The 22,401-nt window shown below is 62.0% G+C and carries 22 protein-coding genes; 14 read left to right on the top strand and 8 right to left on the bottom strand.

The genetic code is table 11. The features are described 5' to 3' along the window. The first annotated feature begins 2 nt into the window (after positions 1–2). The 9 genes from VX159_RS15395 (at position 3) to VX159_RS15355 (ending at position 5,790) form a co-directional block, all read left to right on the top strand. On the top strand, positions 3–731 hold the full coding sequence (locus tag VX159_RS15395; protein ID WP_371323751.1) for a TIGR00730 family Rossman fold protein: 729 nt from the start codon (positions 3–5) through the stop codon (positions 729–731). A 119-nt stretch (positions 732–850) separates the two neighbouring features. After that, on the top strand, positions 851–1,180 hold the full coding sequence (locus tag VX159_RS15390) for a DUF2782 domain-containing protein (protein WP_371323750.1): 330 nt from the start codon (positions 851–853) through the stop codon (positions 1,178–1,180). A 3-nt stretch (positions 1,181–1,183) separates the two neighbouring features. Further along, positions 1,184–2,131 carry a homoserine kinase gene (locus VX159_RS15385; RefSeq protein ID WP_371323749.1) on the top strand — a complete coding sequence of 316 codons (948 nt, stop codon included), beginning with the start codon at positions 1,184–1,186 and terminating at the stop codon, positions 2,129–2,131. 15 nt (positions 2,132–2,146) lie between these two features. Continuing rightward, complete coding sequence (locus VX159_RS15380) at positions 2,147–2,896, top strand: BPSS1780 family membrane protein (protein WP_371323748.1); 750 nt, start codon at positions 2,147–2,149, stop codon at positions 2,894–2,896. A gap of 3 nt (positions 2,897–2,899) precedes the next feature. Next, the gene (locus VX159_RS15375) at positions 2,900–3,673 is read left to right on the top strand and encodes a BPSS1780 family membrane protein (RefSeq protein ID WP_371323747.1); all 774 of its coding nucleotides are present in this window, start codon (positions 2,900–2,902) and stop codon (positions 3,671–3,673) included. Further along, positions 3,666–4,349, top strand: a complete 684-nt coding sequence (nadD, locus tag VX159_RS15370) for a nicotinate-nucleotide adenylyltransferase (RefSeq protein ID WP_371323746.1) — start codon at positions 3,666–3,668, stop codon at positions 4,347–4,349. The genes VX159_RS15375 and nadD overlap by 8 nt, the downstream gene beginning before the upstream one ends. Continuing rightward, on the top strand, positions 4,349–4,714 hold the full coding sequence (rsfS, locus tag VX159_RS15365) for a ribosome silencing factor (protein ID WP_371323745.1): 366 nt from the start codon (positions 4,349–4,351) through the stop codon (positions 4,712–4,714). The genes nadD and rsfS overlap by 1 nt, the downstream gene beginning before the upstream one ends. Then, positions 4,711–5,181 (top strand): 23S rRNA (pseudouridine(1915)-N(3))-methyltransferase RlmH, encoded by a 471-nt coding sequence (gene rlmH, locus VX159_RS15360; protein WP_371323744.1) that lies wholly within the window; start codon positions 4,711–4,713, stop codon positions 5,179–5,181. Before rsfS ends, rlmH begins: the two co-directional genes overlap by 4 nt. A 3-nt stretch (positions 5,182–5,184) precedes the next feature. Continuing rightward, entirely contained in the window at positions 5,185–5,790 is a 606-nt protein-coding gene (locus tag VX159_RS15355; protein ID WP_371323743.1) for a nucleoside triphosphate pyrophosphatase, read from the top strand. Between the two features lie 24 nt (positions 5,791–5,814). On the opposite strand, the gene VX159_RS15350 is transcribed toward VX159_RS15355, so the two are convergent. The 4 genes from VX159_RS15350 to rng form a co-directional block, all read right to left on the bottom strand. Continuing rightward, on the bottom strand, positions 5,815–6,906 hold the full coding sequence (locus VX159_RS15350) for a GGDEF domain-containing protein (RefSeq protein ID WP_371323742.1): 1,092 nt from the start codon (positions 6,904–6,906) through the stop codon (positions 5,815–5,817). A 78-nt stretch (positions 6,907–6,984) separates the two neighbouring features. Further along, the gene (locus VX159_RS15345) at positions 6,985–7,413 is read right to left on the bottom strand and encodes a ProQ/FINO family protein (RefSeq protein ID WP_371323741.1); all 429 of its coding nucleotides are present in this window, start codon (positions 7,411–7,413) and stop codon (positions 6,985–6,987) included. 49 nt (positions 7,414–7,462) lie between these two features. Continuing rightward, complete coding sequence (locus tag VX159_RS15340) at positions 7,463–8,344, bottom strand: dienelactone hydrolase family protein (RefSeq protein ID WP_371323740.1); 882 nt, start codon at positions 8,342–8,344, stop codon at positions 7,463–7,465. A 22-nt stretch (positions 8,345–8,366) separates the two neighbouring features. Then, complete coding sequence (gene rng / locus VX159_RS15335; RefSeq protein ID WP_371323739.1) at positions 8,367–9,818, bottom strand: ribonuclease G; 1,452 nt, start codon at positions 9,816–9,818, stop codon at positions 8,367–8,369. Between the two features lie 92 nt (positions 9,819–9,910). Here rng and yegQ point away from each other — a divergent pair, with 92 nt between their 5' ends. Both yegQ and VX159_RS15325 read left to right on the top strand, forming a co-directional pair. Next, positions 9,911–11,209 carry a tRNA 5-hydroxyuridine modification protein YegQ gene (gene yegQ, locus VX159_RS15330; RefSeq protein ID WP_371323738.1) on the top strand — a complete coding sequence of 433 codons (1,299 nt, stop codon included), beginning with the start codon at positions 9,911–9,913 and terminating at the stop codon, positions 11,207–11,209. Positions 11,210–11,269: 60 nt separating this feature from the next. Further along, a complete protein-coding gene (locus tag VX159_RS15325) occupies positions 11,270–12,379 on the top strand; it encodes an acyltransferase family protein (RefSeq protein WP_371323737.1) in 1,110 nt (369 codons plus the stop codon). A gap of 101 nt (positions 12,380–12,480) precedes the next feature. Here the strand turns inward: VX159_RS15325 and VX159_RS15320 are convergent, their stop codons facing one another. Next, the gene (locus tag VX159_RS15320; RefSeq protein ID WP_371323736.1) at positions 12,481–14,445 is read right to left on the bottom strand and encodes an acetoacetate--CoA ligase; all 1,965 of its coding nucleotides are present in this window, start codon (positions 14,443–14,445) and stop codon (positions 12,481–12,483) included. Between the two features lie 137 nt (positions 14,446–14,582). Next, entirely contained in the window at positions 14,583–15,065 is a 483-nt protein-coding gene (hpaR, locus tag VX159_RS15315) for a homoprotocatechuate degradation operon regulator HpaR (RefSeq protein WP_371323735.1), read from the bottom strand. Positions 15,066–15,227: 162 nt separating this feature from the next. Between hpaR and hpaA the strand changes: the two genes are divergently transcribed. The 3 genes from hpaA to VX159_RS15300 all read left to right on the top strand — a co-directional run bounded on the left by hpaA (position 15,228) and on the right by VX159_RS15300 (position 17,841). Next, positions 15,228–16,142, top strand: coding sequence for a 4-hydroxyphenylacetate catabolism regulatory protein HpaA (gene hpaA, locus VX159_RS15310; protein WP_371323734.1), 915 nt, complete (start codon positions 15,228–15,230; stop codon positions 16,140–16,142). A gap of 130 nt (positions 16,143–16,272) precedes the next feature. Next, complete coding sequence (locus tag VX159_RS15305; RefSeq protein WP_371323733.1) at positions 16,273–17,412, top strand: hypothetical protein; 1,140 nt, start codon at positions 16,273–16,275, stop codon at positions 17,410–17,412. Next, positions 17,413–17,841, top strand: coding sequence for a hypothetical protein (locus tag VX159_RS15300; RefSeq protein WP_371323732.1), 429 nt, complete (start codon positions 17,413–17,415; stop codon positions 17,839–17,841). 15 nt (positions 17,842–17,856) lie between these two features. On the opposite strand, the gene VX159_RS15295 is transcribed toward VX159_RS15300, so the two are convergent. Both VX159_RS15295 and VX159_RS15290 read right to left on the bottom strand, forming a co-directional pair. Then, a complete protein-coding gene (locus VX159_RS15295) occupies positions 17,857–18,918 on the bottom strand; it encodes an HD-GYP domain-containing protein (RefSeq protein WP_371323731.1) in 1,062 nt (353 codons plus the stop codon). Next, the gene (locus tag VX159_RS15290) at positions 18,908–22,354 is read right to left on the bottom strand and encodes a response regulator (protein ID WP_371323730.1); all 3,447 of its coding nucleotides are present in this window, start codon (positions 22,352–22,354) and stop codon (positions 18,908–18,910) included. The genes VX159_RS15295 and VX159_RS15290 overlap by 11 nt, the downstream gene beginning before the upstream one ends. Positions 22,355–22,401: the final 47 nt, after the last annotated feature.

The raw sequence follows: 22,401 nt of genomic DNA, 5'->3' as shown, positions 1-22,401 counted from the left end.
AAATGACCGAAAACGACAAGCTGATCATGCACGTGGAGACCGACGCCCTGATGAAAAACACCACGGCCCGTGAATCCTGGCGGATTTTCGGCATTATGTCAGAGTTCGTCGAGGCCACCGAACGCCTGTCGGCAATCAAGCCGGCGGTCACCATCTTCGGCAGCGCCCGGGTCAAGCCCGGCATGCCGTACTACGAACTGACCGAGAAGACCGCTCGCCTGTTGTCGGATTCCGGTTTCTCGGTGATCTCCGGTGGTGGACCGGGGATCATGGAAGCGGCCAACAAGGGCGCTTTCGAGGGCAAGTCGCCGTCAGTCGGGCTGAATATCCAGTTGCCGCACGAGCAAAGCACCAATCCCTACCAGAACATCTCGCAGACCTTCCGCCACTTCTTCGCCCGCAAGTACATGTTCGTCCGCTTCGCCAGCGCCTATGTCGTGATGCCTGGCGGCTTCGGCACGCTCGACGAACTGATGGAAGCGCTGACCCTGATCCAGACCGGCAAGGCGCGCAAGATTCCGCTGATTCTGGTCTGTTCCGAGTTCTGGAAAGGCATGCTCGACTGGTTTCGCGAGCGCCTGGTCGAAGAAAAAATGATCGATCCCGACGACATGAACCTGATCCAGCTGATCGACCAACCCGAGCAGGTGGTCGAAGCGATCTTCAAGCATTACGAAGCCCGGCCGTTTGGTCCCTTGCCGAACGAACGGGAGATGATGCTGAACCTGTAATAAAATGTGGGCAGATGCCGGGTGTGGCGCGCACAGATGTCGTCCCTCCCCGGCGTTGCCGCCTTCACTGGCGGAGTTTTTCCCGTCACCACAACGCCTAGATGATACGCTGAGCCACCATGCGCCGACTGCTTCCCCTGTTGCTTCTTGCTTCCGCCCCGGTCTGGGCCCAGCCGGCCGGTTTGCAGCCCTTGCCGGTGGTGCCGCCGCCGCCTCCCGAAATGGAGGCTTTCGACGCGGCGCTGGAACCGCAGGTAACCATCGTCAAGAGCGAGCGCGAAACCCGCGAGGAGTTTCGCATCAAGGGCAAGCTGTACATGATCAAGGTCACCCCGGCTGCCGGTCCGGCTTATTACCTGATCGACCAGCACGGCGACGGTAAATTCATTGAGTCGCATATCCCGACGCCGGCGGTCAAGCCGCCGATGTGGATCATTCATAGCTGGTAAGCCTTGTCGGTCTATACCTCCGTCGGCAGTGTCGAACTGGCCGACTGGCTGCAGCCTTTGCAGGTCGGCGCCTATCGGGCGCATGCCGGGATTTCCGCCGGGATGCAGAACTCGAATTATTTCGTCGATACCAGCAGCGGGCGCTGGGTATTGACCCTGTTCGAGCACTTGCCCGCAGGTGATGTGGCAACTTACCTGCGCCTGATGCAGCAGTTGGCCGGGCGCGGCATTCCCTGCCCGCGTCCCTGCCCCGACCCGGCAGGAGAACTGGTGCGCCAGTTGGCAGGCAAGCCGGCGGCGCTGTTCAATTGTCTGCCCGGCCGTGCGCTCGATACTCCGGATCTGGTCGCCTGTCGCCGGATCGGCGGGGTGTTGGCCCGCCTGCATCTGGCGGCAGCCGATCTCCGCGACTTTCCCGCCAATCCTTGCGGCGTCGCCTGGCGACAGCAGGTGGGTGAGGAGTTGCTGCCCTTGCTGCCGGCTGCCGAACGCGGCTTGCTGGCCGACGAGTTGGCTTTTCAGCAACAACAGGCGTGGACCGTGGAAGTCGGTCATGGCTTGCCGGCCGGAGTGATCCACGGCGACCTGTTCCGCGACAACGTGTTGTGGGATGCCGCGGGGCAGGTCGGTGGCCTGCTCGATTTCTATTTTGCCGGCGTCGATGCCTGGCTCTACGATCTGGCCATCGTGGTCAATGACTGGTGTCCGGATTCGGAGCGCATGCAGGCACTGCTGGCAGCCTATGCCGCCGAACGGCCGTTTACCGCCGTCGAGCGAATGGCCTGGCCGGCGGTACGGCGGGCCGCCGCCCTGCGCTTCTGGTTGTTGCGCCTCGATGCCAGTTACCGGCCGCGTGCGGGTGAAGATGTCCTGCGCAAGGACCCGGCGTACTTCGGCAACTTGCTGCAGGCCTTGCGGCAGCCTGCAGCCGCTGCCGCACAACTCGATTGATCGGATTTTTGTCTCATGAGCGAACCGCAAACCTTTCCCCTGATCCCGGCTCCATTTTCCGGTAGTTCGCGCGAGGTCGAGGCGGGTGCCTGTTTCGATTGGCTGCGCCAGGGTTGGGCGCTGTTCCTTGGCAACCCCGGGGTCTGGATCGGCAGCACTGTCGTCTTGCTGGTGATGTTGATGGCGATTTCGATCGTGCCCCTGTTTGGCCAGATTGCCGCGCACTTGCTGGCGCCGCTGTTCAGCGTTGGCATGCTGAAGCTGGCCAAGCGGCTGGCCGAGGGAGATGATCCGCACGTCGCCGACCTCTTTTCCGGTTTTCGCAGTCAACGGAGCGGGCCGTTGATCATGGTTGGCGTTCTGTTCGCCGCCGGCACCTTCGGGATTGCCTTCATCGCCTTCCTGCTGGTCAGCGGCGGCGTGATCGGCGGGGTGGTCACCGGCAAGGTCGGCGGCATCGGTGTGGCGCTCGGCGGAGCGATGCTCGCCGGGCTGCTGGTGATGGTGTTGTCGATTCCGGTGATCATGGCGACCTGGTTTGCGCCGGCACTGGTGTACTTCCACGACATGACGCCGGTCGAGGCGATGAAGGCGAGTTTTGCTGCCGGCGCCAAGAACTGGCTGGCGATGTGTGTTTTCGCCACTTTCCTGGTGATCGCGCTGTTCTTTGCGATGCTGCCGATGCTGCTCGGGCTGCTGCTGTTCCTGCCGGTCTTCTCCGGCGCAGTCTACGCGTCCTATCGCGACATTTTTGCCGGAGCCTGAGCGATGCGTGCGCAAACCCTCCCTGCCGCAGCTGGCTGGAACTGGATTCTCGGCGGCATTGCCCTGTACCGCCGGAGTCCGGCCGCTTTGGCGATGCTGGTGGTGCTTTACTGGTTCATCGTACTCTTTCTCAATGTTCTGCCGCTGCTCGGTCCGCTACTGGCGTCAATGGCCATTCCGGCCCTGTCGGTAGGCCTGATGCAGGCTGCGCGGCACGCTGAGCGGGGCGTTACGATCACGCCGGCGGTGCTGTTTTCGGCGCTGCGCGAGAGCGGTCGCAGCTTGTTTGCACTCGGGGCCCTGTATCTGTGCGCAACGCTGGGGGCGCTCGCGGTTTCGGCGCTGTTCGACGGCGGTAACCTGTTCCAGTTCATGCTCGCCGACAGCAAGGCTGAGCGGGCAGCCTTCGAAGATGCCGATTTCACCGTTTCGGCCGCCGTGGTGATGCTGTTGCTGACGCCGGTGGTGATGGCCTGGTGGTTTGCTCCGGTCCTGCTTGCCTGGCATCGTCTCTCTCTGGCCAAGGCGCTGTTTTTCAGTCTGATTGCCTGCGCAATGAACTGGCGGCCGTTCCTGGTCTATGGCCTGGGCCTGTTCGTCGTCGCCGGTATCGTTCCCGCCGTGGTGTTGGGGCTGTTGCTGGCGTTGATTCCGGCGGGCGGTAATTTCCTGGTCGGTCTGGTGGTCATGCCTCTGGCGCTGATTGTCGCGCCGGTCGTATTCGCCAGTTTTTACGCCGGGTATCGCGACATCTTTGGTATTTCCGAAATTGTCTGACCCGCTGACATCTGCGGTCGCCGGGTCGGCACCGCTGGGGATTTTTGGCGGCACCTTCGACCCGGTGCACTATGGCCACTTGCGGCTGGCCGAGGAGGCCGTGCTTCAACTGGGGCTGGGGGGCGTGCGCTGGATTCCTGCCGGCCAGCCGCCGCATCGCGGGACGCCACAGGTGAGCGGCGAGCAGCGGCTGGCCATGGTGCTACGGTCGACGGCCGGAAATCCGCATTTTTCCGTCGACCCGGCCGAGGTACTGGCGGCTGCGCCCAGTTACACCGTGCACACCCTGGAGCGCTTGCGGGCCGAACTGGGCGCGGCGCAACCGCTGGTGTTGCTGGTCGGCGCTGACGCCTTTGCCGGGCTCGACCGTTGGCATCGCTGGCGTGACCTGCTCGCCCTGGCGCATCTGGCAGTCTCTCACCGGCCCGGTTTCCCGATTGCGGCTGAAAGCCTGGGGCCGGACCTGGCGGAAGTCTTTGCCGGTTGCCACAATGCCGATCCGGCGGTTCTGGCCCAGGCACCAGCTGGAAGGATTGTTAGTTTCGCGATGACCCAGCTGGCGATCTCGGCCACCCAGATCCGCAAGCTGCTGGCCAACGGCCTGTCGGCGCGTTACCTGTTGCCGGATGTGGCACTCGACTATATTCAAACCCATCAACTCTACCGAAGCCTCTAATGGACCTGCGTTCCCTGCAAAAAATCGTTGTATCCGCCCTTGAAGACATCAAAGGCAAGGATATTGAAGTTATCAACACGGCCCAGCTGACGTCGATGTTCGACGGACTGGTGATCGCCACCGGCGACTCCAATCGCCAGGTCCGGGCCTTGGCGCGCAATGTTCAAGAGAAAGTTCGTGAACAGGGCGGCGAAGTGCTGTCGGTCGAAGGCGAAGATGGTGGCGAATGGGTGCTGGTCGACCTCGGCGATCTGGTCGTGCACGTGATGCAACCTAGCGTCCGCCAGTATTACAACCTTGAAGAGTTGTGGCAGGTGACCCCGGACCTGCACCGCAGTGCTCTTGAGGCTGCGCGCGGCGAATGAAACTGCAGGTTGTCGCCGTCGGGCATCGGCAGCCCGACTGGGTCGCTGCCGGTTGCGCCGAATACCTGAAGCGGATGCCCCGTGAGTTGCCGGCGAGCGTGCTTGAGATCAAGCCCGAGCCACGCGGCTCGAAAACCCGGGAACAACTGCTGGCCGCCGAAAAAGCGCGCATCCGCGAGGTTTTGCCGAATAGTTGCCGCTTGATCGTGCTCGATGAAAAGGGCGACGATCTGACCACCCTGCAGTTGGCTCGCCGGTTGGAGAACTGGATGCAGGATGGGCGCGATTGCGTGCTGCTGATCGGCGGTGCCGACGGGATCGACGAGGAGTTGAAGCGTCAGGCCAGCGACAAGCTGCGTCTGTCCAGTCTGACCCTGCCGCATGGCATGGCCCGGCTACTCTTATGCGAGCAACTGTACCGTGCGGTCAGCGTGCTCAAGAATCACCCTTATCATCGCGAAGGCTGAGCCATGCGCATTTATCTCGCCTCCCGCAGCCCGCGTCGCCGGGAGTTGCTGACCCAGATCGGGATCGAGTTCGATACCCTGCTGTTCCGAGCCGGCCAGCGGACCGACGATGAAGTCGACGAAACGCCACAGCCCGGCGAGAGCGCCATCGTCTATGTCGAGCGGATCGCCCGGGCCAAGGCCGAACATGGCGCGCGGCTGATGATTACCCGCCGCTTGCTGCCGCGGCCGATCCTTTCGGCAGATACCACGCTGGAGGTCGACGGGCGGATCATCGGCAAGCCACGCGATGCCGATGACGCGATCGCCATTCTGGAATCCTTGTCAGGCCGCTCGCATCGGGTTCTGACCGGGGTTGCAGTACATGACCGGGGGCAGACCGAGTATGTGTTGTCGAGCAGCGAGGTGCGTTTCCGCGTGCTGTCAGGCGACGAAATCCGCGCCTATGTTGCCACCGGCGAGCCGATGGACAAGGCTGGTGCGTACGGCATTCAGGGGCGGGCTGGTTTGTTTGTCGAATATATTGCCGGCAGCTATACCGGGATCATGGGCTTGCCGGTCTGCGAAACCGGGGAATTGCTCAAGCGTCTCGGCTGGCGGGTGTTGTAGGCGGTACGCGGCGCACCACGCGGGTCAGAACAGTTCGATCTCGGTGGCTTTTGCCTGGCCGCCGCCAATCAGCCCTGCTGCCCGCAGGTCCTCGTAGCAGGCCACCATGTTGCGCCCGTTCTGTTTGGCGTAATACAGCGCCGAGTCGGCACGGGCAACCAGTTCGGTCGGGGTGTCGAGCGGGTCGACCAGCGTGTAGCCAATACTGATCGTGACCTGGCCGACCAGTGGGAAGGCGTGCTCGGCAACGTGCTCTCTGAAGCGTTCGAGAACCCTGACTGTGTCTTCGGCCGACCCGGTACGGAGAACCGCGACGAATTCCTCGCCGCCAAAGCGGAATAGTTGATCGTGCAGCCGGAAGGAGTCGCGCATCAGCTGCGACAGCAGGATCAGCACTTCGTCGCCGATAATGTGGCCGAAGTTGTCGTTGATCTGCTTGAAGTGATCGATATCCATCACCGCCAGCCAGATCAGGCCCGGTTCGGGCGGCAGGTGCCGCTGTTCGCCGCTGGCGGGAATATTCTCGACTTCGCACTCATGCACACTGGCCAGGACCCGATCAAGATTCTCGTCGAAGGTCTTGCGGTTGAGCATCCCGGTCAGGGTGTCGGTTTCGGCATAGCGGACCAGATTCAGGTGATCCTGCAGGATGCCGATGAACTGATCGAGTTCCTCCAGTTCGTCGGCTGCGAACGGGGTGGCCCGCTGCAGTTCGATCAGGGCGTACGGCGTATCCTTGTGCAGCAGCGGATAGACCAGTAGCTGCCAGTGCTGGCTTTCCTCCAGATGGCGGGTCCCATCCTGCAGCGGAGTCTGTAGGTGCGGCAGTCCTTCCAGTTCCTGGCGGGCATGCACGTTGAGCTGGTAGGGGTCGATGCTGCTGATCTCCCGTTCGCCATCGCGATGCGTCAGGGCAGCGTTGATCGCCAGCCAGTGCTGGTTGCCGTGCAGGAAATAAAGATAGATCGCGCCGTCCTCAATCCCGTAGAGCTTGGCCAGGGTGTCGAGGATGTAACGATTGATCCGGTCACGATCCTTCTCGCCGGCAACCTGCCGCAGTTGTTGCAGCAGCGGGAGGAGGCGGGAGGAAATGGTACCGGCGGCGGGGTCGCTCATTGGGGGAAAGGCAGTCGGGAAAGCTGAGGGCGAATGATAGCCGGAGCCCGCCGCCTTTGCCAGTTGCCGTGCGCGGCCTTAGCGGCTGCCCTTGCGCCCAAACTTGTCGGCCAGTTCAAGCAGCTTTTGCTGCTTGCGTTCTTCTGCGCGGGCTGCGGCTTCGGTGGCTTTGCGCGCTTCCGCCTGTTTCTTGAAGCGCTCGCGCAGCAATTCGCTGGCGTGTCGCCGGTTTTCGTCGGTCACCTCGTCGGCCGGGGTGCCGTCCAGATTGAGGCGGACGCTGGCTTTCTCCATCACCTTCAGGTAACGGGTCGATTGGGTGTGGTTGCGCATGGCCAGGCGCAGGGCCTTTTTGCTCAGCTCCGGCATTTGTGCCAGCACTTGGCGGTCGATGCCGATGGCCAGCGGGCTGTGATCGGCAAAAACCGGGAAACGGGCCTGCAGGTCCTTGAGGACGGCGCGGGCATCGACAGTCTGGGCGGGAGCGGTGTTTTGTTCGGTAGTCATGATACGAATGCGGGTTCCGGGGAACGGAAAGGCGAACTATACGGGAAATTCAGCGAACGCCGTGCTGTTTGAGCCATTCAAGCAGGCGTTGCCAGCCATCAGCCGCCGCTTCGGCCCGGAAACTCGGGCGGTAATCGGCGTGGAAAGCGTGCGGAGCGTCGGGGTAAACATGGATGTGCGAAGTACTGCGACCCAGAGCCAGCGCTTGCCGCATCTGCTCGACGGTTTCCTGCGGGATGCCGGCATCCTGGCCGCCGTAGAGGCCGAGAACTGGCGTGGTCAGGTGGGCGGCAATATCCGTTGGGTGCTGTGGGGTGAATTCATTGACCGTGCCGACCAGGCGTCCGTACCAGGCAACGCCGGCGCGAACCTTTGGGTTGTGCGCAGCGTACAGCCAGGTGATGCGGCCGCCCCAGCAGAAACCGGTGACCGCCAGTCGCTGCAGGTCGCCGCCCTGGCGGCCGGCCCAGGCAACGCTGGCGTCGAGGTCGGCAAATACCTGGGTGTCCGGGGTGCGACTGGTGATCTTCGCCTGGATGTCGGGAATGCTGCTCAGGCTGCGCGGGTCGCCCTGGCGGGTGAACAATTCGGGCGCGATGGCCAGGTAGCCGAGCTTGGCCAGGCGGCGGCAGACATCCTGAATGTATTCATGCACGCCGAAAATTTCGGAAACCACCAGCACCGTCGGCCAGCCACCGGCTGTCGCGCCTTCAGGACGAGCAGCGTAAGCCAGCAGTTCGCCGTCGGCGACAGGGATGCGGACCTCCCCGGCACTCAAGCCTTGGCCGTCAGTGCGCACGAGGTTGGGAGTTTGTGCCAGCGCTGGTTGTACGGCCAGCGCGAAGCCGGCGCCGAGCGAGGCGGCGAGGAATTCCCGCCGGTTGTGGGTGGCGGCAGGAAGCAGGCTGTCGAATTCGGCATCGGTAGTCATCAAGGGCCTCCGGGCAGGATGTTTACATCAGGACAATATCGTATTGCTCGGGCGAGTAGCTGCTCTCCGACTGCAGTGAGATCGGCTTGCCGATAAAGTCGGAAAGCATCGCCAGCGCCTGCGATTCCTCGTCGAGGAACAGGTCGACCACCGCCGGGCCGGCCAGTACGCGGTATTCGCGGGCGTTGAACTGGCGCGCCTCGCGCAGCAACTCGCGGAGGATCTCGTAGGCGACGGTGCGCGCGGTCTTGACCTCACCTCGTCCACTGCAGGTCGGGCACGGTTCGCACAGGATGTGGGCGAGCGATTCGCGGGTCCGCTTGCGGGTCATCTCGACCAGGCCGAGGTGGGTGAAGCCATTGACCGTCAGTCGGGTATGGTCGCGCGCCAGCGCCTTGTTGAACTCCTCGAGCACGGCGCGGCGGTGTTCGTCGCTTTCCATGTCGATGAAGTCGACGATGATGATGCCGCCGAGGTTGCGCAGCCGTAGCTGGCGGGCGATGGTGACGGCGGCTTCGAGATTGGTCTTGAAAATGGTGTCGTCGAAGTTGCGCACGCCGACAAAGCCGCCGGTGTTCACGTCGATGGTGGTCATCGCCTCGGTCTGGTCGATGATCAGGTAGCCGCCGGACTTAAGGTCAACGCGGCGGGCCAGCGCCTTCAGTATTTCTTCCTCGACCCCGTGCAGATCGAACAGCGGTCGCTGGCCGGTGTAATGGTCGAGCAGCGGCAGGACCGCCGGCGTGTACTCCTCGGCGAAGCCGCTCAGTTTCTGGAAGTTCTCTCGCGAATCGATGACGATGCGCGTGGTGTCCGGGTTGACCAGGTCGCGCAGCACGCGCTGGCCAAGCGACAGTTCCTGGTAGAGCACGGTTGGTGGGCCGGAAACGCGGGCTTTGGCCTTGATGTCGGCCCAGGTCTTCTTGAGGTAGGCGATGTCGTTGGCGAATTCCTCGTCGCTGGCGTTCTCGGCCATGGTGCGGACGATGAAGCCGCCGGCCTCATCGGCCGGGACCAGGCGGGTCAGGCGGTCGCGCAGCGATTCCCGCTCGGCTTCCGACTCGATCCGCTGCGAGATTCCGATGTGCTTCTCCTGCGGCAGGTAAACCAGCATCCGGCCGGCAATCGAAATCTGCGTGGACAGACGGGCGCCCTTGGTGCCGATCGGGTCCTTGACCACCTGGACGACAATGCTCTGGCCTTCGCTGAGCATTTTTTCGATCGGTTTTTCGCTCTGCGTTTCACGCGGTTGCCAGATGTCGGCAACGTGCAGGAAGGCGGTGCGTTCGAGGCCGATTTCGACAAAGGCCGACTGCATGCCGGGCAGAATGCGGCAAATGCGCCCGAGATAAATGTTACCGACCAGGCCCCGGCTGGCGGTGCGTTCGATATGCAGTTCCTGGACCACGCCCTGCTGCATGACGGCAACCCGGGTTTCCTGCGGGGTGAAATTGATCAGAATCTCTTCGGACATAAAGGAGGGAAATCAGGACGTCAGGCAGGATAAGAGGCAGCAGGCAGGCTAAAATGCACGGCTTCGATTTTTTGTTCTTTCAGGATTTTACTATGCGCAAGGCTCCCGAACTGCTCGCTCCGGCCGGTTCTTTGCAAATGATGCGGACCGCTTTCGCCTTTGGCGCCGATGCGATCTATGCCGGCCAGCCGCGCTACAGCCTGCGCGTCCGCAACAACGAATTCGGTAGCCTGGAAACCCTGGGCGAGGCGATTGCCGAGGCGCACGCTTTGCGCAAGCAGTTTTTCGTGGTCAGCAACATCTATCCGCACAACGCCAAGCTGACCACCTACCTGGCTGACATGCGGCCGGTGATCGCGCTCAAGCCGGATGCGCTGATCATGTCCGATCCGGGGCTGATCGACATCGTCCGCGAAAACTTCCCTGAGCAGGTGATCCATCTCTCGGTGCAGGCCAACACGGTCAACTGGGCCAGCGTCCGTTTCTGGAAAAAAATGGGGGTCGACCGTGTGATCCTGTCGCGCGAACTGTCGCTCGACGAAGTCGCCGAAATCCGCCAGCAATGCCCGGATGTTGAACTCGAAGTCTTTGTGCACGGTGCCTTGTGCATCGCCTATTCCGGGCGTTGCCTGCTCTCCGGCTACTTCAATCACCGCGACCCGAATCAGGGAACGTGCACCAACTCCTGCCGCTGGGATTACAAGGTCAGCGGTGCCGCCGAGGATGCGGCGGGGATTGTGCGGCCAAGCGCTACGGTCGACAGCGATCCGGCCAAGAAAATCTGGCTGATCGAGGAAAAGGAACGGCCGGGCGAACTGATGCCGGTCGAAGAGGACGAACACGGCACCTACATCCTCAACTCGCGCGATCTGCGCGCGATCGAGCATGTCCAGCGCCTGGTCGAAATCGGCGTCGATTCATTGAAGATTGAGGGGCGGACCAAGTCGCCTTACTACGTTGCCCGCACCTGTCAATCGTATCGGCAGGCGATTGACGACGCCGTGGCTGGCAAGCCGCTCGACCCGACCCTGCTGCGCGAACTCGAAGGCCTGGCCAATCGCGGCTATACCGACGGCTTCTACCAGCGCCACCATGACGCCGAGTACCAGAACTACCTGCGCGGCCATTCGGAATCGGACCGCAGCCTTTATGTTGGCGACGCCAGCCGTTTCGACGCCGCGCGCGGCCTGATGGAGATCGAGGTCAAGAACCGTTTTGCATTGGGCGATCGCCTCGAATGCGTGCATCCCTCCGGTAATCTGAGCTGGACCCTGGGGCGCCTGGAAAATCGCGCGGGCGAAGCGTTGACCGTGGCTCCCGGCAACGGCCACACGGTTTGGGTCGATCTGCCTGAAACCAAGGCTGGTGCCTTTATCGCCCGTTTTGTCTAAAACCCCATTCTTTTCAGGTGAATTTTGCTGCGCCGCAGCAACAGGCGTAAAATAAGCACAATGAAAGTCGTACAGCGCATGCCGTTGCTTGATGGCCTGAAAGGCCTCGCAGCGCAGATCATTCTTCTCCATCATCTGGCCAGCTATGGCCCCCTCGCGCAAGCCTTGCAGGAGGCCGCGCCGCTGTTGTCGAGCCTGCTGTTTGAATACGGCCGGATGGCAGTGCAGGTCTTTCTGGTGATTGCCGGGTTTCTCGCGGCACGGGGTTTGTCGCCGGACGGGCAGGCATTGTCCCGGGCGCCCTGGCCTTTGCTATATAAACGCTATGTCCGGTTGGTGGTGCCGTTCATGGTTGCGGTTTCGCTGGCCGTGGTTTGCGCCGCACTGGCCGACCGCTGGCTCGACGACGATATGATTCCGGCGCGGGCGACGGTTGGCCAATGGCTGGCACATGCCGTATTGCTGCATGGTGTGCTCGGTGTCGAGTCGCTCTCGGCCGGCGTCTGGTATGTGGCGATCGACTTCCAGTTGTTCGCGCTGATGGCTTTGCTGCTGTGGAGCGGACGGCGGCGTTTGCTGGCACCCTTGCTGGTCCTGCTGCTCGGTCTGGCCTCGCTGTTTTATTTCAACCGGCAGACCAGTCTCGACAACTGGGCGCTCTATTTCTTCGGCTCTTATGCGCTGGGGGCGGCGGCCTGGTGGGCTGGTGACCGGCGGCGGATGTTGTCCTGGCTGGGCGTGATCTGCTGCGTGGTGATGGCAGCCTTGTTACTCGATTTCCGTGGCCGGATCGTGGTTTCCCTGGTGCTGGCGCTGTTGCTCGGTATCGCACGGCGTAGCGGTGGCCTTGAGCGGTGGCTGGATCGTCCCTGGTTGGGCTGGCTCGGGGTCAATTCCTACTCCATCTTCCTGGTCCATTTTCCGGTATTGCTGCTGGCCAATGCGCTGTTTGCGCAATTCAGCGAAGCGGGCATGGTCGTCGGTGTTTTTGCCTTGTTTGCGGCGTGGACCGTGAGCGTTGTCGCCGGAGCCGTATTCTGCCGTTGGGTCGAGGCCCCGGAAGCAAGCCGGCGGATTGTCGATGCCTTGCGTTGGCTGCTGCAATTGCCGTTGTCGGTGCTGCGTTCCGGCTTTGGGCTGCTGCGCCGGGTATTGCCGGATCGCGGTTGAGGGCTTCCTCACTGCCGGCGAGGCGTGCGAAAAGAACATGAAAAACGGCAGGCTGCGCGCCTGCCGTTTTTATTACCGATCCGGCTGATTGATTGGCCGGGTCAGTCGCGCAATTCCTCGCGGTCGCGGAAGTGTTCGAGCGCTTCCGGATTGGCCAGGGCTTCGACGTTCTTCACCGGCTGCGCGTGCACCACGTTGCGCACCGCCAGTTCGACGATCTTGCCCGACTTGGTGCGCGGAATGTCCTGCACCTGAACCACCTTGGCCGGGACGTGGCGCGGCGTGGTGTTGTCCTTGATCTGCTTCTTGATCCGTTCGCTCAGCCCTTGGTCGAGCGTCAGGCCTTCAGCGAGCTTGACGAAGAGCACCACGCGCACGTCGTCGTTCTTGCCCGGCGGCCAGTCCTGGCCGATCACCAGCGACTCGACGACCTCCGGCAACTGCTCGACCTGGCGGTAGATTTCGGCAGTGCCGATGCGTACGCCGCCGGGGTTGAGGGTGGCGTCGGAGCGGCCGTAGATGATGATCCCGTCGTGCGCCGTCAGTTCGGCGAAGTCACCGTGGCACCAGATATTGTCAAAACGCTCGAAATAGGCGGCGCGGTACTTCTTGCCGTCCGGGTCATTCCAGAAACCGACGGGCATGCTCGGGAAGGGCACGGTGCACACCAGCTCACCCTTTTCCGAGCGCACTGGCCGGCCGTTGTCGTCGAACACCTCGACCGCCATGCCCAGGCCACGGCACTGGATTTCGCCGCGATAGACCGGCAGCACCGGGTTGCCGAGGACGAAGCAGGAGACGATGTCGGTACCGCCGGAAATCGACGCGAGCAGGATGTCCTCTTTGATTTCGCGATAAACCCAGTCGAAGCCTTCGGGCGACAGCGGGCTGCCGGTCGAGAACAGCGCGCGCAGGGCGGCCAGGTTGTGGGTCTTGCCGGGCGTCAGGCCGAGCTTGGCGGCAGCGTCGATGAACTTGGCCGAGGTCCCGAAGTGGGTCATCTTCTCGGCTTCGGCGAGGTCGAACAGCACCTTGCCGCGCGCTGCGAACGGCGAGCCGTCGTAAAGCAGCAGCGTGGCACCCGAGGCGAGGCCGGAGATCAGCCAGTTCCACATCATCCAGCCGCAGGTGGTGAAGTAGAACAAGCGGTCGCCGGGGCGCACGTCGGCATGCAGCTGGTGTTCCTTGAGATGCTGCAGCAGGACGCCGCCGTGGCAGTGCACGATGCACTTGGGGACGCCGGTGGTGCCGCTGGAGAACATGATGAACAGCGGATGCTCGAAGGCGACGCGGCGGTATTCGACCGGTGCCGCCGTGGCGGCCAGGTCGGTCCACAACACGGCGTTGGCGATGGCGGCCAGATTGGGCTGCGGGTCGAGGTAAGGGACGACGACGGTTTTGACCAGCGACGGCATTTGCGCGACGACTTCGGCGTTTTTGGCCAGGCAATCGACCTGCTTGCCGTTGTACCAGTAGCCATCGACGCAGACCAGCACCTTGGGCTCGATCTGGCCGAAGCGGTCGAGTACACCCTGCACGCCGAAGTCGGGCGAGGCCGACGACCAGATTGCGCCGAGCGCGGTGGCGGCGAGCATTGCGGCCAGGGTTTCAGGCAGGTTGGGCAGGTAGCCGGCGACCCGGTCGCCGGGTTCGACGCCGGCGGCGAGCAGGCATTGCTGGAAACGGGCGACTTCGCGCGTTAGCTCGGCGCGGCTGAGGCGGCGCTTGACCTTGTCCTCACCCCAGAAGACCAGGGCTTCGCCTTCTGCGTCGCGGGCGAGCAGGTTTTCAGCAAAATTGACGCGGGCCTGCGGAAACCAGCGGGCGCCGGGCATCTTGTCACGGTCGACCAGGATTTCCTGGCCTTTTTCCCCGAATTTTTCACCGATGGCACCGCAGAAATCCCAGATCGAGGACCAGAAATCCGCCGGCTGCTCGACTGACCATTGCCAGGTGGCGGCGTAGTCGCCCCGGCCCATTGCCTGCAGGTACTGCGCCATCCGGGTGTCGCCGACGGTGGCCGGATTAGGGCGCCACAGCGGGGTGGCCGCGATTTCATAGGTCATCTTGTCTCCTTGTGTCCTCGTTGTTTTTGGGGCGCTTATTGTGCCATGTGGCAGCTTAGCGCAGGCAAGGACAGGCGAATGTCAGATGCCGGACAATCGAGGCAGGAAAGGGCTGGGCGGGAGGGGCCGCGGGCAGCCTACTTGCCGCCGATCCAGTCGCGCTTGGGGGGTAGTTCGACGCGCTTGATCGGGCTGGCGCCGACCGTGATCACCCGGTCCATGATCTTGTACAGCTCGCCGATCAGTTCCGGCCCGAAGGCCTCCTCGATGATCCGGTACTGGGCTTCGATCAGCGGCCCCAGTTCGGCGACCAGAGCCTCGCTCTTTTCGGTCAGGCGGACGCTGACGCGGCGTTGATCTTCGGCCATCCGGGTGCGGGTGACCAGCCCCATTTCCTCCATCCGTGCCAGCACACCGGCCAGGCTGGGACTGAGGATGTGGCAGATTTCGCAAATCTCGCGGGGTTCCAGTTGTTCGTGCTCGCTCAGGGCGCGCAGGATGCGCCATTGCTGTTCGGTCAGACCGAAGTGGCTGATGATCGGGCGGAAGTGGCAAAGCAGTTCTTCGCGGGCACGGAGGAAAAGTTGGGGCAGATTGCGGTAGGCGAGTTTGCGGGACATGGTGACGGGACGGCAGTGCGATCAGAACGGGAGGACAAAACCAGGGTGCATCGTTGCGGGAGACATCATAGCCGGCGAAAGCTAACATGTTAATGAGCCAAAAGGCTTAAGCGTTGCCGGCTTGCGCTAAGCTTGCTTAATCCTCGTCGTCCCCCTTTAGCCATGACGCATCAAAACACGCAGGCAATTCCCGATATCCACATCGGCCGGGTTTACGACCGGCGGGACCCAGAATGCGAGATTCACTACGAAACCTTTGCCCGGTTGGCCGACTTTTTCGGTCGCAACACGCCGGTCCATCGGCATTACTGCTTCTTCCAACTGCACGTGCTCGAACGCGGTGCGATCAACCTCGACCTCGACGGACAGGTCTATCGGGGCCAGGCGCCTTTGTTGATCTTTACCCCGCCCACGGTGGCGCATGCGTTTTATTCGGAAGAAGATACCGATGGTCATGTCCTGACCGTACGCCAGGAGGTTGTGCGCAACTGGTTCAGGGCGATGCCGGGGCAGTGGCCGGACAGTCTGCTGCGCAGCGGTGGCTTCTTCGAAATTGCGGCGCTACCAGCCGAGTGCCAACCTGATTACCGGGCGCTGATCCAGGCGCTGAGCCTGCTGCAAGCCGAAGTCGAGCGCAGCGCACCGGGCCGCTCGGCACTGTTGCTGGCCTTGGGTGAGTGCGCTTTCATCCATCTTGGCCGCTTGTTGCTGGCAGGGCAGCCGCTACAGGGGCTACGCCCCGAGCGGAGCGAGGATTTGCGCGTCTTCATGCAGTTTTGCGATCTGGTTGAGGCGCATTTCCGCGATCACTGGACGCTGTCCGCCTACGCCGGCGAACTGGCGGTGACCGAAGCCCGGCTCAACGACATCTGTCGCCGGGTCGCCGGGCGACCGTCGAAGGAGGTGGTGCACGAGCGGGTCTTGCAGGAGGCTTGCCGGATGCTTCGCTTTTCCGCCGTTCCGGTCAGCGAGATTGGCTACCAGCTTGGCTTTGCCGATCCGGCCTATTTTTCCCGCTTTTTCACTCGGCGGACCGGCCTGCCGCCCAGCCAGTACCGTCAGGAGGGAGGGCGTTAGTCGCCACTGATTTGCGCTAAGATGACTGGGCTGGGGGATGGATTGAAGGTTTTTTCCGGGGAGATCAATGCAGTTTGACCGATATTTGACGTGCTTTGCCCTCGCCTGTCTGCGCTCGCTGCCCGGATTGATGCTGCCGCTGCTGCTGTGGGCAGGAGAGCCGGAACCGCTGACGCTCAATCTGCATGGCACGTTGGGGATAGCGCGCACGCTGGCTGCCGGGGTCGCTTATCGCCCCAATGATGCCGAGGTACAAGCGGCTGGCAGGAACTGGACAGATCGACTGGATAACCGGGTCGGTTTGCAGGCGTCCTGGAAGGTGGCAGACCATTGGGCTTTCACCAGCCAGTGGCTGTTGCATCGTAATGGTCTCAACGAAGTACAGGGCGAATTTCCGGTTGCCTATCTCGCTTGGCAGCCATCACCGCAATTCGAGGCACGGCTTGGACGCATTCGCCAGGTGCTGTTTCTGACAACTGATAGTTTCGACATCGGTTATGCCCATCCCTGGGTCAGGCCGCCAGCCGAACTCTATACCTTGGTCGGGGAAATGACTCCGCTCGAAGGGGTGCAGGTCCGTTACCGCCAGCCCGCAGGATCCTACATGGCGACGCTGACCGCGCATGCGGCGAGGGCGTCGTTGCAGCGGCCAACTTACGAAAATACCAATCGTCGCAATTTCGGCCTGGCTCTGACGCTGGCGAATCCGCATCTGACCCTGCAGGCAGCGGCAGTCTATGCCGATGCCCAGTTGCAGATGCCGGCAATCGATCGGGTTGGGCAGTTGATTGCCATGGAAAATCCCGAGGTGGCGCGGGAATATCTCGTGGGTACGGTCAATGGCCTGTGGTACGGGGGGCTGGGGATGCGCTATGAGCGCGCTGGCTGGCTACTGATGTCGGAAATCGGTGCCACGCAACTGCAGCGGATTTCACTGCGCGATCGAGTCGGGGGGTATCTGACCCTCGGACATACCTGGGGCAATTGGACGCCCTATGTGACGTATGCCCGCAACCGGACCAGCAGTCCGTTGCAGGAGAACCGCCTCCATGGGCCGGCAGCTCAGGCTGCGAACGCGCTATTGGCCAGGCGTGACTCAAACCAGCAGAGCTGGTCGCTGGGGGTGCGTTGGGATTTTGCCGCTGGCATGGCGCTCAAGGCTCAATGGGACAGTGTCCGGCCGGAAACCTATGGTCTGCAGGCCAGTCCTTTGCCGGCGGGACGTTCTCGGTTCGAAGTTTTTTCGCTGGTTATGGACTGGGCTTTCTGAATGCGTGCAATTGTCCTCTTCCTGTTCGTTGTCTGCTGGGCCAACCCGGTGGCGCTGGCCGGGGAGGGAAACGGCGTCATCCTGATTGCCAGTGACCGGGCTGCTCTCAGGACGCTGGCGAGAGATGAGGCTGCCTCGCTATTTCTCGGCATGAGCGCAGGGCGTGGGGCAATTCAGGGTGTGATGCCAGTTGATAGTGAGGACAGCGAGTTGCGCGAGCTGTTCTACCAGATTTTGCTGGGCCGCAGCCGCAACCAGATGCGCGCCTATTGGTCGCGCATGGTCTTTACCGGTCAGGGCAAGCCGCCGCGCAGCCTGTCGCCCGAGGAGCTTGGCCGGGAACTGGCTTTGCGCCCAGATCTGGTCGCCTATCTGCGCAGCGACCAGAAGCTGCCGCCGGGAACGCGTACCTTGCTGGTTCTGCCCTAGCCAGGCAGCAGCAAGTCAGCCGGACAAGGTTGCGTCGGCATATTGGTCATGGATGGCCCGGACGGTAGGCAGAATTCGCTCGAAGCAGGCGACAATCTCCGGGTCGAAATGACGGCCACGTTCATTTTGCAGTAGCGTCAGAGCTTCCGAAAATGGCCAGGCTTTTTTATAAGGGCGGGTCGAGGTCAGTGCGTCAAAGACATCGGCAACAGCGGCAATTCTGCCAGCCAGCGGGATGCTTGTGCCGGCAAGTCCTTGTGGATAGCCGCTACCATCCCATTTTTCATGATGGGTCAAGGCAACGCTTGCGGCCAGTTGGAACAATTCACTACCCTCCGCGTCGCCGATGATACGGGCGCCGATTTCAGCATGCGTGCGCATTACCGTCATTTCTTCCGCATCCAGCCTTCCTGGCTTGAGCAGGATTGCGTCCGGGATTCCGATCTTGCCGATGTCGTGCATCGGAGCTGCGTTGTAGAGGAGGTCGGCCCAGGTGTCAGGCTGGCCAAGGGCCAGGGCGAGTTCGCGACAGTAGTGGCTCATTCTGATGATATGCAAGCCGGTTTCGTTGTCCTTGAATTCGGCAGCCTGCCCGAGGGTCCTGATCACTTTGAGACGGGTTGCATAAAGCTGTTCGGTTCGGCGGCTGACCATGGCTTCCAGCAGGTGTTGCTGGTCAGCCAGCGCCAGATGGGTTTTGACCCGGGCCTGGACTACCCTGGGCTTGACCGGCTTGGGGATGTAGTCGACTGCACCGAGTTCAAAGCCATGTTCCTCGTGCTGCTCTTCGCCGCGCGCCGTGACGAAGATGACCGGGATGTCTGCGGTACGAGGATCCTGCTTGAGATGTCGGCAGAGGGTGTTGCCATCCATGCCCGGCATCATCACGTCGAGCAGGATCAGGTCGGGGCGTACGCCTTGGGCCAGTAATGCCAGCGCTCCTTCTCCGGAGGTGGCGGCATAAATCCGGTAGTCGCTACGCAGAATGCCGCGTAATACCTCGATGTTGTCGGGCATGTCATCGACGATCAGCAGCGAATGGCGTTTGCTGCTTGCGGCAGGGGTATCAGGAAGCATCTTGGTCTCCGTTGGTGGCAGGGGCGGCCAGAATGGTGTCGAGTAGCGACAGCGCATTCCGGAAATCATAGTTTCCGACGGCCTGCTGGAGTTTTTTCAGTGCTGGTGGCAAGGGGGAGGCAATGTTGAGTTGTTCCAATACCTCAAGGGCTTCAGTATCGCCGCAGAGCAGCAACTGGCGGACTTGATGCAATGTCTGGAACCCGGATTCGGTCAGCGGCAGGGCAGGAGCGTTCGCGGTGTCCGGTATGCCGTGACTGGCTGCCTCGCTGTTTAGTTGCGTGACCAAGGCGATCAGCTGGCGGCACAGCCGCTCACCGGCTGGCCTGATTTCGGACAAATGCTCCGCTTGCTGCAGCAGCGTTTCAAGTGCGATCGCTTCTGCACTCAGTGTCTTGGCGCCAAGTGCTCCGGCTACGCCTTTCAAGTTGTGTGCCAGCATGCGCAGTTGCAGGATGTCGCCAGCTTGCTCCGCCTCTTGCCAGCGTAGCGGGAAGTCGGCAAAGGATTGGCGGAAACGGTCGCAAATCCTTTGATAGATTTCGGCGCGGCCTCCGCACAGGCGCAAACCCTCGTTCCGGTCCAGTTCAGGCGAGGCAAGGGGCTGTCCGCTGTCCACGCCCTCCTGGGCCGGTAGTGGCGCAGAGGCTGGCCGCAGGCCGGTAGTGCTTTCCGGGCGCCGGTCAAACTGCCGCAGCAGGCGGTACAGGGCATCGGGATCAATCGGCTTGGTCAGATGCTCGTCCATTCCGGCCTGTCGGGTTTCCTCGCGGTCGCTATCGAGCGCTCCCGCTGTCATGGCCAGGATCGGCAGTGTGCCTGCCGGAAACTGCCGGCGGATGATGCGCGTGGCTTCGAGTCCGCTGAGTCCGGGCATTTGCACATCCATCAGCACGATGTCGGGCGCCTGCGCGCTGATTGCCGCAATGGCTTCCTCGCCGCTACTGGCGGTCCGGGTTTTGACTCCGACCAGACGTAGTAACTCTTCACCAAGTTCCAGATTGAGCGGATTGTCGTCGACCAGCACGACCTGCAAGCCTCGCAGGTCGCGATAACCTTCATTCTGTGCCGGTGCAGGAGTTAAGGATGCATCCCTGTGGGCAGGGCGAATCGATTGGCTGATGGCGTCGAACAGCAGTGAAGGGGATACCGGTTTGCCGAGAATGGCATTCGGCTTTTCCCCGGCGCGAGTCAATTCACCGGCCAGTGCTTCAGTGTCATAAGCGCTGACCATGATGATGCTCGCCGGCATGGGATGTCCTTGCGTCTGGCAGTGCTGCAACAGATCGATGCCATCCATGCCGGGCATCTTCCAGTCGCAGAGCAAGAGATCGAAGGTGGAGTCGCCATTGCTCTCGTGCAGGCGTTGGATTGCCTCCTCTCCAGAACTGGCCTGGGTACAGTGCAGACCGAAGCCACGCAACATTTGCGCCATGATTTCGCGGGCTTGGTCGTTGTCATCGACGATCAGGGCACGCAGATTGCGCAGGCCCTCCGGGTCTCGACAGGGGCGTTGGATGCTGCGTTCGCTGAGTGGGTAGCTGAGGCTGAAGTGAAAGGTGCTGCCTAATCCGGGGGCGCTTTCCAAACCAATGTTGCCGCCCATCAGTTCAACCAGCCTGCGGCAGATCGCCAGGCCAAGGCCGCTGCCGCCGTAGCGGCGTGAGGTCGAGCCATCGGCCTGGACAAAAGGGCTGAACAGCTTGTCTTGCTGTTCCGGGGAAATGCCAATGCCGGTATCGCTGACCGAGAAGCGGATGGTGCATTGTTTGGCATCTTGTTGGATCGGGTGGGCGGCAACCACGATCTGCCCCTGTTCGGTGAATTTGATCGCATTGCCAAGCAGGTTGGTCAGCACCTGCCCCAGGCGCAATGGATCCCCTTGCAGCATCCGGGGAGTTTCTGCCGGCAGGTCGAAAATCAGTTCAAGCCCCTTCTCTCCGGCTCGCAGGGCGAGCAGGCTGGCCAGGTTCTCGAGCACGGTTTCCAGATCGAAGTCGATTTTTTCGATATTCAATTGCCCGGCTTCGATTTTCGAGAAATCGAGGATTTCGTTCAGGATGTCTAGCAGTGCATTGGCTGAGCGGTGTACCTTCTCGATGTAGTTGCGCTGCCGGGTATCGAGACCCGATTGCAGGGCCAGGTGAGACATGCCGATGATCGCGTTCATCGGGGTCCGGATTTCGTGGCTCATGGTGGCCAGGAAAGCGGATTTCGCCCGATTGGCTTCCTCTGCCCTTTGTCGGGCTTCGTCGAGGGCTGCGAGCGCCGAGTCGAGTTCGTGGTTGCGCTGGCGTAACTCTTCGGTGCGGAGAATCACGCGTTGTTCCAGCGAGTCGTTCATCTCCCGCAATTGCACCTGAGCTTGCCGCAGATCGCTGATTTCGAGCATGCAGACCACCAGCAGGTCTTCGTTTCCTGCCGAGAAGCGCTTGCCGAACAACAGCAGATTGCTGGATTGATTTCTGCCAGGAAGAAGTTGGCTGATTTCGCAGGGGCCGAACTGACCATCCTGATCCAGGTCCTGTCGCATTTGGTGCAAGGCTTCCGGCTGGATGCCGGGTGCCAACTGGCTGACTCGCTTACCGGCGATTTCGGGGCGCCCGATGCCAAAACTGGCCAAGGCGATGTCATTGCCGTCAACAATCAGGTACTCCGCGGCGGGCGCCAGACGACGGCAGAGCAGCATCGGGATGGGCGCAGCATTGAAAACATTGATGAATTTTCGTTCCCGCAGCGAAATCGCTTCGGCCATCCGGTTGAAATTGCCGGCGAGTTCGTCAAGTTCGTCGCTGCCGGGGTCTGGCAGACGGATCGAGTAATCGCCTGTGGCAACACGCCGGGCCAACTCGACGAAATGCTGGAAGCGCAGGCGAATTCCTCGGCCAAACCAGCCAACCAGCAGTATGGTGAGCAGGAAACTGCCTGCGCCGAGCCAGCCGAGGCTTGTTTGCAGGCGCGCCAGAGTTTGCTCCAGACGTGCGGTCGACAAGCCAAATTGCAGATGTCCGACCTGATTGTCGGCCAGCAGGATGTCGTGACGGACATGCAGGAAACCCTCGCGCAATGCGTTGTCGATGTCCGGAGATGGTGGTGGCAATTTTCCACCCGGGTTTGGCAGGGTGCCGGCGGCGATCAGCAGGCGACCTTCGGCAGAGGTGATCGCCAGATACTCGAGTCCCTCCCGTGAATGGGTGACCAGATCGCCAAAGACCTCCTGCAGGGTCTCGTAGCGGTTTTCCGCCGAGTAGGGGACGATTGCCAGATGTAGGATTTCGCTTGTCAGGTCGGCACTCGCACGGAGTTGCTCGGCGAAGCCGCTGCGCATGATTGGCGAGGCAACCAGCAGGTAGGCGCCCAGAATCAGCAATTGCAAGGTGCCGCCACCGAGCAGCAGGCGGCCAAACAGCGAACCGGTCAACGTGCGTTTGTTCATGGCAACTCCGTGCGTCCGCTGGTTGTGGGATTTTCCAAGGACGCCGT

Origin of the sequence: Dechloromonas sp. ZY10, assembly GCF_041378895.1 — a bacterium.
GTDB lineage: Bacteria > Pseudomonadota > Gammaproteobacteria > Burkholderiales > Rhodocyclaceae > Azonexus > Azonexus aquae.
This window is presented reverse-complemented; position numbering and strand designations above follow the sequence as displayed.

Coding starts and splice junctions, on each gene's coding strand:
- VX159_RS15340 (WP_371323740.1), bottom strand. CDS start 8,344: ATGACTACCGATGCCGAATTCGACAGCCTGCTTCCTGCCGCCACCCAC.
- rsfS (WP_371323745.1), top strand. CDS start 4,349: ATGGACCTGCGTTCCCTGCAAAAAATCGTTGTATCCGCCCTTGAAGAC.
- VX159_RS15375 (WP_371323747.1), top strand. CDS start 2,900: ATGCGTGCGCAAACCCTCCCTGCCGCAGCTGGCTGGAACTGGATTCTC.
- VX159_RS15395 (WP_371323751.1), top strand. CDS start 3: ATGACCGAAAACGACAAGCTGATCATGCACGTGGAGACCGACGCCCTG.
- VX159_RS15320 (WP_371323736.1), bottom strand. CDS start 14,445: ATGACCTATGAAATCGCGGCCACCCCGCTGTGGCGCCCTAATCCGGCC.
- VX159_RS15295 (WP_371323731.1), bottom strand. CDS start 18,918: ATGCTTCCTGATACCCCTGCCGCAAGCAGCAAACGCCATTCGCTGCTG.
- VX159_RS15380 (WP_371323748.1), top strand. CDS start 2,147: ATGAGCGAACCGCAAACCTTTCCCCTGATCCCGGCTCCATTTTCCGGT.
- VX159_RS15390 (WP_371323750.1), top strand. CDS start 851: ATGCGCCGACTGCTTCCCCTGTTGCTTCTTGCTTCCGCCCCGGTCTGG.
- VX159_RS15290 (WP_371323730.1), bottom strand. CDS start 22,354: ATGAACAAACGCACGTTGACCGGTTCGCTGTTTGGCCGCCTGCTGCTC.
- VX159_RS15305 (WP_371323733.1), top strand. CDS start 16,273: ATGCTGCCGCTGCTGCTGTGGGCAGGAGAGCCGGAACCGCTGACGCTC.
- rng (WP_371323739.1), bottom strand. CDS start 9,818: ATGTCCGAAGAGATTCTGATCAATTTCACCCCGCAGGAAACCCGGGTT.
- yegQ (WP_371323738.1), top strand. CDS start 9,911: ATGCGCAAGGCTCCCGAACTGCTCGCTCCGGCCGGTTCTTTGCAAATG.
- VX159_RS15325 (WP_371323737.1), top strand. CDS start 11,270: ATGAAAGTCGTACAGCGCATGCCGTTGCTTGATGGCCTGAAAGGCCTC.
- VX159_RS15345 (WP_371323741.1), bottom strand. CDS start 7,413: ATGACTACCGAACAAAACACCGCTCCCGCCCAGACTGTCGATGCCCGC.
- VX159_RS15350 (WP_371323742.1), bottom strand. CDS start 6,906: ATGAGCGACCCCGCCGCCGGTACCATTTCCTCCCGCCTCCTCCCGCTG.
- hpaR (WP_371323735.1), bottom strand. CDS start 15,065: ATGTCCCGCAAACTCGCCTACCGCAATCTGCCCCAACTTTTCCTCCGT.
- VX159_RS15300 (WP_371323732.1), top strand. CDS start 17,413: ATGCGTGCAATTGTCCTCTTCCTGTTCGTTGTCTGCTGGGCCAACCCG.
- VX159_RS15355 (WP_371323743.1), top strand. CDS start 5,185: ATGCGCATTTATCTCGCCTCCCGCAGCCCGCGTCGCCGGGAGTTGCTG.
- hpaA (WP_371323734.1), top strand. CDS start 15,228: ATGACGCATCAAAACACGCAGGCAATTCCCGATATCCACATCGGCCGG.
- rlmH (WP_371323744.1), top strand. CDS start 4,711: ATGAAACTGCAGGTTGTCGCCGTCGGGCATCGGCAGCCCGACTGGGTC.